We start from the raw sequence: 12,739 nt of genomic DNA, 5'->3' as shown, positions 1-12,739 counted from the left end.
CTGCATGCAACGGCGCTCGATCGCATGCTTCGTCGCGTGCGCTTGTTTTTCTGCGTTTTCTTTCGCAGCCCTGCCTCTTTTCGCGCAGGCTGGCGGCGCAACTTCTCTGCCTCCAAACCCCGATCAGTTGGTGGCGAATCAGCTCGGCGCGAACTGGAATTTCTCCGCGGGCAATTTTACGGGCTACGCCTATGAAGCAGGCTGCGCCTCGGTTCAATCGAGCGTCGTTTATCCCGGCGACACCTACGCGATGAAACTCGCCGGCTGCGCGCCGAATTTGCGTGTCTTCGACGCCGGCTTCGCGCTGCACAATCACGAAGCATGGCTCGTGCGCTGGGAGATCAACATTCCCGCAGGCTCCGTTGCCAGCGGCCTCAGCGTCTCCACGTTCGACAACAATCACGGCGATGGCGCCGGTCCGGGATCTATCGCGCGCGATCAGCAAACCGTCAGCGGCCCCACCGGCGGAAATTCCGGCTGGGTGCAAAACTTCGTCGAGTTCTATCCGAATATCACCGAGCATGGCTCCGATACGAATCTCGACGAACGCTTCACGCTCGAAACTCCTGCGTGGGTTGCGAACGCGTCGTATGCTCTCGGCGCGGAAATCGTGGACGCCAGCGGCAACGTCGAGCAAGTGACCTCGGCAGGCACGAGCGGCGCTTCCGCTCCATCGTGGAACGCGACCACCGGCGGCACAACGACCGATGGCACAGTCACATGGACGAACCAGCAGCAGAACGTCGTCTATGTCACGCGCATCGAAATCGACGACGAATGGTTTCCGCTGCGCTCGTTTCTGCTCTATCCCAACTATCGCGGCTATTTGTGGAACGATCTCGTTCCGCCGAAGCGCTTCACGCAAATTCAACCGATAAGTGCCGGAAGCCCGTTCTGGAATATGCAGGGAACTGGCGCAACGCCCGTCGCCGGCGAAATCATGGGCGTCACCACAATCGATCCGCCGCCCGGCGACGTGCTTTCGCAACTCACACTGAAAATTGTGCTGGCCACCAGCGCGAATTGCGCGACTGGCGTTCTCGCCACGGACACATTCGCCTCGCCGCAATCCGTCCAGCCGTGGCAATTCACGCCGTCGCAGTATGGTTCTCTGGCGGTCGGCCAGCAATTCTGGATTTGTCCGTCGCTCTATCTCACAAGCGGTCTTTCGCTCATTGATAACGACGTCGTATGGGCCGGCTTCTACGAAAATTCCGCATTTCGCGCCACGCTCGAAAATTGGTACGACCCCAATAGCGTCTGGATGCACCATCAATCGCCAACATTTCTCCTCGGCACATACGATCGCTGGAGCGCGACGTTTCGCGCGAACACCACCGTCGGCCAGACCACCGACGCGGATTACATCCAGGGCATCGGCTCGCTTGGTCCCGTGAATGCCGCGCCGCAAGCGATCAACGCGCCTTCCGGTGGAACTCGCCAGAACGGCTCGTTCATCACCGATTACTGCTCGCAAGGTTTTTCCGGCGTCCTCGGCTCGTTCTCCACTTTTTCCGGCATCAATCCGTCGCTCGTGCCGCCGAACGACACGCTCACGCCATATCTGAAAGTCTATTCGGAATTTTGCTCGCCGATGACGCACTGGCAGATTCTCAACAACTGGACAAGCTGCCTCGTCGGCGAAGCTGCATCGCCTTGCACCACGCCGCCGACTTTCGCGCCAACGGTCACCGCGTCCGCAGGCGGCACAATCTCCGCGAATTATCTTTTTCTCGAAGCCGTCGCTTTTGCGAATCCGAATCCAGCAGGGAATTCGCCAACGCGGCTGCCGGAAAATACGCTTCCGTCCTCGCCGCTCACGGTGAATTTATCTTCGTCCTCGTGCGCGGGCACAAATTGTAGCGTCACTTTCATCATGCCCGCCTGTCCGACGGCGCGCTGGGAAGGCTGGAACATCTACGCCGCCACCAGCTCGACTTCGACTCCGCCCGCGAACAGTTCGTTCGCGATTCAGTATCCGCTCGGCGTCAGCGGAATGCTCGGCTCCGGCGGCGACATTCCTTGCAGTGTAAGCGTCACGCTCTCGAACGTTCAATCCGGCGCGCCTCCGCCCACGGCCGACACGACCTATCAATTCCGCCCCGTCGGCGGCTCCGGCACCGACCCGACGATGTGGGGACAGCTTTTCAATCTGATGACCGCCGAATATCCGCAATCCGCCGGTGGCATGTATATGTGCGATGAATGCGGCTTCTATTCCTATGGCTCGCTCTGGGAGCAGCAGCAAACGCTCCTCGCCGACAATCTCAATCTTCCCACCGCGTGCGTCTTCATCGGCCCCGAGCAGGTTTTGCTCGGCCGCTACATCTGCGATCTCACTGGCTACGACCCCTACGGCTACAACGCTGCTCCGAGCCCCGAGGAATACGCTACGGGAGAATCCGCAACGCAAAATTGCAATATGTACGGCCAGAATAGCGCCGCTGCATCCCAGCCGCGTTGTTTTCCCAGCCGCGTGGACGTTTGGGCCGACGACGAAGGCCGCCAAACATTCGGCGCGCGCCCGTCGTGGATGGTCGTGCAACAATTCGGCAGCGGAAATTACGACGGATTTCCTTATGCCGAAATGAAAAAGCAAATGTGGAAAGCCATCATCGGCGTGCAGGTCTATGGCTCGCTCGGCGCGGATGCGATGACTTGGGGTTGGGTCGATTCGAGCGGGCTTGAGTCGTCCGTTTTCGCTTCGCAGGGCGGCAATCCGCTCAACAACAATATCCAGGCGTGGTTCGATTCGAAGCGCGCCACAAACGAAATCCGCGCGCTCGCGCCCGTGCTGCTCACGCCCGTGGTGGATTCGCCGGTTCTGGGCCTCGGCGGGATTGTCTCCGCAGTTTCGTCGAGCGTTTCCGCAGCCACGGCGTGCAACGTCACAAGCGCCTACACGCCGTATTTTTATACGCAATCCTCGCTCTGGCCCGCCGCGCCCGCGAATTTTGTGACGCACTCCTACGCGCTTTCCGGTACCGGCGAAACCGATCAATACATCTTCGCCACGAATCTTTGCAGCGCCGCGTCGCCGTTCACCGAGACATTCACGCTCGCGAATCCGCCAGCGGGTGCAACGAGCGTCGAAGTCCTCGGCGAAGGCCGTTCGCTGCCCATCACGGGCAATCAATTTTCCGACACCTGGCAGCAGACCGACGTGCACATCTACGTCATCCGCGCCCCGCGCGCCATGACGGTTCACTAATCGTGTGTTGCTTGAGAGTGCAGGGAAGCTTGCTAGACGCGGCCCCAGAGAAGCGTTCGGCCGCCTCCGATATATTTCACTTCTAAATTTACAGGGCAGATAGAGCGAATCTGCGCCAGAGGCAGGCGGATTCCAAGCCACTCCTTCTTATAGAGATCTGGCGGCTGAAGATGCAGTTTGCTTTTTACGAAGCCCTTAAGTCTGAGAAGTGGCAAAAGCGACCATGTCCAATGGCGCTCGCAAATCGTGAATGCAATGATGCCTCCCGGCTTCGTCACGCGATGCATCGCTTGCAAGTAAGACTCGAAATCCTTCAACGTCGGCAAATGCTGAAACACGCAATAGGCAAGCGCCAAATCAACGCTCGCATTCGGGACCGGGGAAAGCGAAGTTCCTTCCGCGAGATTCAGTTTTACGTTCGATGGAACGTTTTGCCGCGCAAGCTCCAGCATCTGCTCGGAAATATCAAACGAAAAAACTTCTTTGACCTCTGGAGCAATGGCCCGCGTCAGCCGGCCGATGCCGCATCCGATTTCGACTACCGCATCAGAAGGTGAAGGAAAGTAGTGAATCGTGGTTTTGATTTCTTGCCAGATATTTTCCCCGGAGCGCCAGAATTCCTTCAGATCTCGGCCTTCGTAAGGGCCATAGGAAGAGATGTACCAGTAGGGATTTTGCTGCGCCTTCTGATCCCAGAACTTGCGAGAGGAGTCAAGGTTCGTGGGCATGACGGCTCATTTTACTCCCCGGATAAGCACAATACCAACCAACATAGCGCGCATATAGCCGCCGCGCCGTTGCTAGCCCGTCATTTTTATTTCCTCGGCACTAGGCGCGCAATTCTGCGCACTTGAGCGGCTCTCGTAGAAAAGGAAATTCATGCCCGCACAAATTTCCAGCAAATGGTTTTCCGCTGAACTCTGGCTCAAAGGCATCGCCGCCGCGGCCATTTCCGGCGCCGCAAACGGCATTGTCACCGGCTTCGCTGCCATCGGCATTGACCCGCATCATTTCAATCTCGCTGCGGGCATTCACGACACGCTCAAAATCGGCGGTGTTTCCGCGCTCTTGAGCGCCATTCTCGGCGTCGCGCTCTATCTTCGCCAATCGCCGCTGCCGCGCGAATGGGACGCCGCTCCGTCCGATTGTTTTGCGCGCGATGCCGATTCTTCAGCCGATGCGCGTGCGGAAAATAATCGCGATTCTCGCGATGAACATCCCAACGACCGCGATCACATCCGCGACGCACGCGATCCGCATTCAGCAGGGAACTGACGCCTCGCGCGAAAGAAAGCCGGGAAGGGAATTGCTGTGTCGGCCACGCAAAATCAAAACGCAATCGCGCGCGATGATCTCATCGCTTTGGCTCGCGCCATCGCCACCGCGCACGGCCTCTTCGCTCACATCGTCTGCGGCCAGATCGAGCGCGAAAGCTCTTGGCAGCCGTGGACCATTCGCTACGAGGACGCTTTTTTCACGCGCTACATCGCGCCCATGCTCGCTTCCGGCGCGCTGCATGATTCGACCGAGGCTCGCGCTCGCGCGTTCTCCTGGGGACTCGGCCAGGTGATGGGCGAACTCGCGCGCGAACTCGGCTATCGCGGCCGTCTCGCCGCGCTGTGCGATCCCGCGACGGGCATCGAATGGCAATGCCGCGCGCTCAGCGAAAAGCTGCGCCTGCAGCACGGCAATCTGCCCGACGCGCTCCAGGCCTATAACGGCGGCGCGAATCCTTCCTACGCCAGCGAGGTTCTCGCGTGCGCCGAGAAATACAAAACCGCGTCGTGACGCGCCCATAAAATCCTGCGCGATCGCCGGCTTCCAGCCCATTTCGCCGCATCGCTTTTCTGCGCTGCAACTTTTCGCCGCGCGCTCGACGCCATTCGCGCTCCTGTGCCATCGCCGCCGCGCGACTTCACCAATTTAGACGGCGTGAAATAACTCGCCGCGTGTGTTGCCTTCGTAGGGGCAGGGCTTGCCCTGCCCGCGCGCCTGCAAGGCGCGGCTCTGCAGATCCGAATCTCTGTCGCTGAAACGTCGTCGCAATACTTCCCGCTCGAATCGTCCACGCGCAAAAATGAAATCGCAATCGTAAATTCGCAAAGGGAGATTTTCCAATGGGCATGTTCGCCACGGCGACGCTTGCCGTCGCAAAATACTGGCGCGAATCGCTTCTCGTCGCTGCGCTGGCCGCCAGCGGTTTTGTTTTTAAGGAGTGGCTCTCCGCGCACGACGCTTTGCTTCACGCCACCGCAACCATCGCCGCACAGGGCCAGTTGCTCGCGCAGCAGAAAAAGCAGTACGACGCGCTCACCGCCGCCGAGCAATCGCGCGATCGCGCCACCGCGCAGCAAATCGCCGCGATGCGAGCGCAAGTCGCACAACTGAAAACCGCCGCGCAAATCGCCGCATGGCTTCCGAAGCAAATCCCCACGCCGGAACCCGTCGAAATCACTGTGCCTGCAACTTCGCGCGCGGCCGCTTCCGCGCAAGCATCATCGAATGTTGCTGCGTCCGCTGCGCCACAATCTTCAGCGCCAAAATCCGCGCTCCAGCCCGCGCAAACGCCAGCAGGGAACTCGCTTCCGCCCGCGCTGGCCACGATTCCGCAAATTGACTTGCCCGCTCTGCGCGACTACGTGGAATCGTGCAAGGAATGCCAGGCGAAGCTCGCCGCCGCGCAGCAGGATTTACAAACAAAAAATCGGCAGCTCAAACTCGCCGGCGAAGAACTCTCCGCCGCCGGCGAGCAGCGCGACGCCGCGCTCAAGGCGCTCAAGGGCGGCTCGTTCTGGCGCCGCCTCGGCCACGACGCGAAACTCCTCCTCATCGGCGGCGCAATCTCCTCCGCCGCCCTCTGCTCCTCCGGCCATTGCCGCTAGCGCCACAATCGCCGCGCGCCTGAAGCATCTCCATCACTCTGCCGCCTCGCAAGCCTTGCGCCATTGCCAAGATGATTGTCCATGGTGCAGTATATCGTGAGCGGTAGCTGATCAAGTTGGACACAATCGAGGGCGTCGCTCGCAAGAAAATGCTTGGAAAAAAACAAATCTTCGCTGGAGAGTTCGCGCTTCGCATCCACCTACTCGCGGACGATGTACAATGATTTGGCGTATGCGCCGGGAGCCTGTCCTGAGCTTGCCCGCCTGGGCGAGCTTGCCCACCGTGGTGGGCGTAGCCGAAGGAGCGAGACGTATGCAGCGACGGGCAGCACGGGAGTGACGAACATTGCGTTTGCAGGGAACAACGAGGATACGTCGGCAGCGTTGTATGATGCGCAATACCGGGAGTACGGGATTCAGGGCCGCTGGCCGTCGCCGGATCCGGCAGGCATCGCGGCTGCGAATCCGGAGAATCCGCAAAGCTGGAATCGCTATGCTTACGTGTTCAACAACCCGCTGCTATTGATCGATCCGTCGGGGTTCGGGCCGAAGGGCTGCTTCGCGGCAGGCATGCAAGAACGAGGGCCGCTCTCCTATGCTGCAGCCAGACAGGGTGGAGTCCCGAATGACGTCGATTGTGGTCCTGACAACGGGGGCTATTGTGACGTAGACGGGGCACTAGTGCCGTGCGGTGGTGGTAGTAGCAGCGGTGGTGGCGGCGGTGGAGTGCAGACGCTATGCGTCGGAGAACTCAATTATCAAACTTGTTATGTTTTTAATCTCGGCGGAGGCGGCCCCGGTGGCGGAGACCTCTGCGGAGGCGGCGACTGCTTCGGTGGGGGTGGCGGCCCCGGCAGCCCAGGCAACCCCACGCCGCAATCACCGACATCGCCCAAATCTCCTGATGATGTAGAAAATTGCGAGATTGAAGCTTATACAAATGCTGACGCCGCTGCTGCGGATTTGTATTCACTTCGGAATCAGTTTAAGAATCCACTCAAGGCAGCAGTCGCAGGGACGGTAAGTGGGGCCGTGATTGGGTGCGTGACCACCGTTGAGGTCGGTTGTGTGGAGGCAGCCGTCCCCGGTGCAGTCGTCGGTTTCCTTGGGGGGCTACTAGAGGGAACCGCAGTGCAGCTGTATCACAACTATGTCGACACAAGGCAGATCATAAACCAATTGAAATCCAGTCTCGCAGCCTGCGGTGGCGGCTAGATGGGGTGACCTGGATTGGAAGGAGATCACGATGCATGAACCATTTACGAAGAAGCTAGCGAAAGGGAGTCTCAAGTGCGCCAGTTTCTGGCAGTCCGTACTCCGCTTCGGTCTCCCTTTTATCATTCTGTATCGTGCGATAGATTACGTAACGTTCAGGGCGGCTGCAGGACGAGCTGGCCTACGATACCCGTGGCGGTGGTTTGAAGCTATCGTGGATATCGGCGTTGTGCTTTTTGTGTCTACTCTATGGTGGTGGTTTACGCGCGAGATCTTGGCATGGCGACAGAGGGGCCAGTCTAAATGAGCGCGGACACGAAGCCGAGAAGGAGTCAGAATCGGGCGGCTTCGTGGTCTCGCGGATTCAGTGGGACGCCCACCACGCTTCCCTTTGCAACAAATCGATCCTCCACCGGATGATGACATGGCGTCTTTGGACCGAGACTTTAAGCAGCGCTGCGTACCGCCTGCGTACCTGGATTCCGTCACGGTGACCTACGACGCGCTGGGACGCATGGTAGAGCAAGGACAATCGGGAAGCTACACGCAAATTCAGTACTCGCCCACCGGATTCCAGATGCAGCTGATGAATGGCCAAACGTTCGTCAAAGCGTGGGTTCCCATGCCCGGCGGCACGGCGGAGGTGTGGCAGGCGAGCGGCGCTTCGCCGTATTATCAGCATTCCGACTGGATCGGGAGCGCGCGCTTCGCATCCACTTACTCACGGACGATGTACAATGACTTGGCGTACGCGCCGGGAGCCTGTCCTGAGCTTGCCCACCGTGGTGGGCGTAGCCGAAGGAGCGAGACGTATGCAGCTTCAGGCAGCACGGGAGTGACGAACATTGCGTTTGCGGGGAACGCGGAGAACACGTCGACGAATCTCTACGACGCGGCGTATCGCGAATACGAGATTCTGGGCCGCTGGCCCTCGCCCGATCCGGCAGGCATGGCCGCCGCGAATCCGGCCAATCCGCAAAGCTGGAATCGCTACAGTTATGTGACCAACAATCCATTGATGCTGATGGATCGGTTGGGAACTTGGTCATGTACCACGGTGGAAGCGACGCCCACGGACACCTCGCAGCAGGCTTCCGGTGACGGGCCGTCGGATACAGACGCCAGCGATGCAGAGGCCGATCCTCCTCAGCAGCAGAGCGGCTGCTTCATCCACCAGAATCCCTTCGGCGGCGGCGGCAATTACTTTAGTGATTGGTCTGGGTCCCTTGGCGTTGGCGGAAGTGGCACCTTCGATGGTGCCTACGTCGGAGACGATAGCGGACAAATCCCCAACGGGGGATTCCAACCTGGTCAGGGAGTATCTGGGCAGCCTCCCGTTCTTTTCGGGATAAACAACATTCCAGTGGTTAGCTCGTCGCAGCCACAGCCGTTCTGCCCGGTTGTGGCTTGTACATTTACAGTCGACCCCTTCCAACCAACGGGGACCGCTTTCATATTCAGTCCCCAGTTTCCGCAGCCACCGCAGTCACTGCAATCACCGCAGTCACTGCAATCACCGCAAACACCGACACCGCAGCCGTCGCCGACTCTGTGGCAAAAAGCTAAGGCCGCAGCCAAATGGGACCTTTGCGGACACTCTCCTTCCGGTGGGATATTGAACTGGATGGCGAGCGGCGCAACAAAGGGTGCCATAGGAGGGGCAATTGCAGGGGCAGATGGCCTAGGAGTTCCCACGGCTGGCCTTGGTGCCATCCCCGGTGCGATCGTAGGGGGAGTCGTTGGGGGCGTGGCAGGTGCAGGGGCAGGTGTGTTTTTGGGCGCTGCGGCTACTTTTGTTTGCTCTAACACCGGAGCCTACGGCCCGTCTTAGGGCCCGGGCGAACTGGTCGCACAGCGCGGTCGAAAGGAAGAGCGGCGATGATTCCTCTGGTCGTGATTCTGGGTTTGCTGGCTGTCGGTGGGGCCGTAGTGATTTACGGAACTCTTGCAAAGAACAGGTGGGGAATCAATCCTTGCGATGTTTCTTGCCCGCGCTGCAACACGCCGCTTCCAAAGCTGCGACATCCGCAGTCTCTTCGCCAAGAGATGTGGGGTGGTTGGACGTGTCCCAGTTGTGGCGTAGAAGTTGACAAGTGGGGACGAGAACTATTCGGCGGACGTGTACTAGGTTCCAAAATTCCCGAATCTTCACCAAAAGGCGAGCACACCATCCAACCAGTGCGGCCTACATTTTTTGATCGATTCAAGGGGCGTTCCCCTGTGTTCTGGGTGATCGTCGTGCTCGTGCTCCTCTTAAACGCCTGGTTCGATTATCACGTTCCGTTGGGCGTCGCATTCGATGTCATCGCTGTGGCAGTTCTATTTATAGTTTACGTCAAGTCCCGGCGGATGAGAGCGAGGGGTTAGCCACCTGGTTAACGGGGAGCGCCGGGGAGCGCCGTAAAGAGCCGTGCTTCGCACGGGGTGTTCTTAGGGACACGTCACCCCTAAAAGGGTGCTGCACAGCAACTTGGGTTGCTGTATAGGAACCATCGAAAAATCAACGTCTTACAAAATTTCCGGCGCTGGCGGTTAACCTTCGGGCGCTCCCGGTTAACGTGTTGAAAACAAAGCGCAGCGGCTAGCTTTGGAGCAGTAGCCGTATCGGCAGGGGGGTGTCGCCCTGACGGGCATCAGCATCTTTGAGACGAAGAGGGCGTATTCAGCAATCAAGCAGGCAGTCACCTGTGGCCCCGGATCGTAGGAGGCGCGCCATGAAGCTTTCACTCTCCAGGGCCAATGAGAGTTGCTTCGTATGGATGTTCTGGTATCTGGGGACCTGGCTACTGCTGGAGACGGGATCACTGTTCTTGGGCCTATGGCTTTTTAAGATATCTGTGCACAGACTTGTTGGTCCGTACATCGCCTTGGCAGTCGCGCCAATTGTGGTTGGGCCTTTCTTCGATAGAATAAACCGACGGCGCGAAGACCCTCCGAAGCGGCGCGCTCGCAACATGGCCATCGCATCCACAGCATTCATCGAGCTGGCCGTGACGGCGCTGTCTTACTCGGCGGTAAAGATGGGCTTGGTCTCGGCGAACTTCGCCATCACTATCACTATTGTCGTGTGGTTATTCAGTGGGCCTCTCGGTTATTTCGTGGCCTATCGAACTGCTTTGGCAAAGATTGAGCTTTCGACAAGGCCGTGAGGGACGAGTGCGGGTTGGTCGGGCTTCGTTTTTTGGTCTTTTTGGAGTATGGAGTTTTTCGTAGATCACGACTCTTCCGTGGCAGCGCTACCCACGACGATTGATTCTGTCACCATGACCTATGGTGCGTTGGGACGCATGGTGGAGCAAGGGCAATCAGGCAGCTACACGCAAATTCAGTACTCTCCCACAGGATTCCAGATGCAGTTGATGAATGGCCAAACGTTCGTCAAAGCGTGGGTTCCCATGCCGGGCGAGACGGCGGAGGTGTGGCAGTCCAGCGGCTCGTCGCCGTATTATCAGCATTCCGACTGGATCGGGAGTTCGCGCTTCGCTTCCACGACCTCACGGACGATGTACAATGATTTGGCGTATGCGCCGGGAGCCTGTCCTGAGCGTAGCCGAAGGAGCGAGACGTATGCAGCTTCAGGCAGCACGGGCGTGACGAACATTGCGTTTGCGGGGAACGCGGAGAACACCACGACGAATCTCTACGACGCGGCGTATCGCGAATACGAGATTCTGGGCCGCTGGCCCTCGCCCGACCCGGCCGGCATCGCCGCAGCAGTCGCGTAAATTCTTTTTCTCTGGCGCGCGTCCAAAGCGCGAAGGCCCCGCCTTCGCATCTCCGCGCGCCGCGCAGCTCCGATGTTGGCGAAGATTTTTCCCATCGAAGCGTCAGAGGGGAATTGAAGCGTCTCGCCATCCGCGTTTTCGCACATTGCCGCTAACCCAGTGCTTCCATCGCCCTGCCGCCTCCATGCGCGCAATTTCAACTCTCGCTGCAGTCGCGTAGGAAGAATCTGCCATTTGCAGCACGAACTAGCCTGGCCAATTCCTGAGCGCTGGGCCATTCGGGCTCAGTTACGACGCGCTGAGCCGCTGCGTCGCGTAAATTCTTTTTCTCCGGCGCACTTTGGACACGCGACACAACGAGTCGGCTACCCATTGTCCCGTCCTCCGTAATTTCAACTCTCGGCGCAGCCGCGTAAACCCTCCTCCTCTGGCGCGCGCCCGAAGCGCGAAGGCTGAGCCTTCGCATCTCTGCGCGGCCCGCGCTTTTTCGCCCGCGAGTACGAGATTCTCGGCCGCTGCCCGTCATTTGTGCTGCATCACGCAGGGAACCCGAACCCCTTTGGCGCGCTTACCATGGACGAAAAAACCGCCCGGGATCGTACCTTATGACTCCTCCTTTGCGGAGCGTGCCGCCATCACCTCTCCCGACGACTGAACCGCTCGCCTGGCCCATAAAGCGCATTGAGCTAACGCGACGTGTCCCTAAAATATGCTCTTGTTGGCAGTCCTTTCACGGCGGGTCCGCCTCCGCCGGGAAACCTCATCCACAACCACCACGAAGCGAAGCGCATCGCATCGGCACTCAACCCAGCCCGTCTGCCTCTGAAAATGCATTTCCGTTGAAAGCTGTTCATCCGAGGGAAGTCCACGTCCACCACTATCGCACTGCGCGCCGAGCCAGCACCTCGACCCAAGCCCGTCTCCGCAATGGATGCCCCTCGGCAGCCCCCACCGCAAGCCTTGTTCACCTCTACCGCCATCCCAGGCGAATCGTTCTATCCATAACTACAGAAATTGTAGACGAGCCGCTTAACCCAACTCGTTTGTGCAACTTGCAATTCCGCACCTTTCCCTCCAAAACGCTCAAATACCGCTTGACACAAATTTGCCCCCAAGCGTATCTTCCTCTAATCCGTATTATGTTATCATATAGAAGGAGGCGAGTGCGCTCCGTTATGCTTGTTAAGAAAGACAAAGACATGGGAATTGAGGCGGGCTACCCGCACACCGTCTGCGTCGTGGGTTTCGTCGAAACGCATAACCGAGGCACGTCGAGGCAGGTTGGCAGACCAAACTGCCGTCGCGACGTTCGCGCGGCGATATGATACTTCCCCGCGTTGCATGGAATTTTTCCGTTTGCTAGTTTGGCGTAGATGGCCCCTGTTACGGAACAACCCAACAAGGTTATTAAAGCTTTTTACCGGCTAGATCCTATTTTACTGAGATGCATAACGTAACGCACGTCTAAACAGCTTGGTAGACCAGGAGCCAGAGGGCTTGACAGCGCGTCGCGGTTTGTAAGACCGAACGTTATGGTTTAGGACCAAGAAAAACGAAAAGACATGATGGCTCTGTTGACATCCTATGAAAAAGGCGTCGATGCTACAGGCGATACAAATTGAAACTCAAACCGAGCAGCAGGGCTTGACGGCCTTGCATGCGCAGCGTGCGACCGGGTGCGCGAGCCGAGAGTTTGCGTTTCACCG

At 58.7% G+C, this 12,739-nt stretch carries 10 protein-coding genes; 9 read left to right on the top strand and 1 reads right to left on the bottom strand.

Features of this window, described 5'->3' with window-relative positions; genetic code table 11:
* Positions 1–4 precede the first annotated feature (4 nt).
* Complete coding sequence (locus VGR81_00345) at positions 5–3,211, top strand: hypothetical protein (protein HEV2287381.1); 3,207 nt, start codon at positions 5–7, stop codon at positions 3,209–3,211.
* Between the two features lie 32 nt (positions 3,212–3,243).
* Here the strand turns inward: VGR81_00345 and VGR81_00340 are convergent, their stop codons facing one another.
* Positions 3,244–3,939, bottom strand: coding sequence for a class I SAM-dependent methyltransferase (locus VGR81_00340; protein HEV2287380.1), 696 nt, complete (start codon positions 3,937–3,939; stop codon positions 3,244–3,246).
* Positions 3,940–4,090: 151 nt separating this feature from the next.
* Between VGR81_00340 and VGR81_00335 the strand changes: the two genes are divergently transcribed.
* The 8 genes from VGR81_00335 (at position 4,091) to VGR81_00300 (ending at position 11,033) form a co-directional block, all read left to right on the top strand.
* Complete coding sequence (locus VGR81_00335) at positions 4,091–4,486, top strand: hypothetical protein (GenBank protein ID HEV2287379.1); 396 nt, start codon at positions 4,091–4,093, stop codon at positions 4,484–4,486.
* A 36-nt stretch (positions 4,487–4,522) separates the two neighbouring features.
* Positions 4,523–4,999, top strand: coding sequence for a lytic transglycosylase domain-containing protein (locus VGR81_00330; GenBank protein ID HEV2287378.1), 477 nt, complete (start codon positions 4,523–4,525; stop codon positions 4,997–4,999).
* A 329-nt stretch (positions 5,000–5,328) separates the two neighbouring features.
* Entirely contained in the window at positions 5,329–6,093 is a 765-nt protein-coding gene (locus tag VGR81_00325) for a hypothetical protein (GenBank protein ID HEV2287377.1), read from the top strand.
* A 153-nt stretch (positions 6,094–6,246) separates the two neighbouring features.
* Entirely contained in the window at positions 6,247–7,308 is a 1,062-nt protein-coding gene (locus VGR81_00320; protein HEV2287376.1) for an RHS repeat-associated core domain-containing protein, read from the top strand.
* 424 nt (positions 7,309–7,732) lie between these two features.
* On the top strand, positions 7,733–9,139 hold the full coding sequence (locus VGR81_00315) for an RHS repeat-associated core domain-containing protein (protein HEV2287375.1): 1,407 nt from the start codon (positions 7,733–7,735) through the stop codon (positions 9,137–9,139).
* Between the two features lie 47 nt (positions 9,140–9,186).
* Positions 9,187–9,675 carry a hypothetical protein gene (locus tag VGR81_00310; GenBank protein HEV2287374.1) on the top strand — a complete coding sequence of 163 codons (489 nt, stop codon included), beginning with the start codon at positions 9,187–9,189 and terminating at the stop codon, positions 9,673–9,675.
* A gap of 347 nt (positions 9,676–10,022) precedes the next feature.
* Positions 10,023–10,457 carry a hypothetical protein gene (locus VGR81_00305; protein HEV2287373.1) on the top strand — a complete coding sequence of 145 codons (435 nt, stop codon included), beginning with the start codon at positions 10,023–10,025 and terminating at the stop codon, positions 10,455–10,457.
* A 78-nt stretch (positions 10,458–10,535) separates the two neighbouring features.
* Positions 10,536–11,033 carry a hypothetical protein gene (locus tag VGR81_00300; protein HEV2287372.1) on the top strand — a complete coding sequence of 166 codons (498 nt, stop codon included), beginning with the start codon at positions 10,536–10,538 and terminating at the stop codon, positions 11,031–11,033.
* Positions 11,034–12,739: the final 1,706 nt, after the last annotated feature.

It is taken from the genome of Candidatus Acidiferrales bacterium, from assembly GCA_035934015.1.
Taxonomy (GTDB): Bacteria; Acidobacteriota; Terriglobia; order Acidiferrales; family UBA7541; genus DAHUXN01.
The sequence above is the reverse complement of the archived record's forward strand: the minus strand, read 5'-3'. Positions and strand labels throughout refer to the sequence as shown.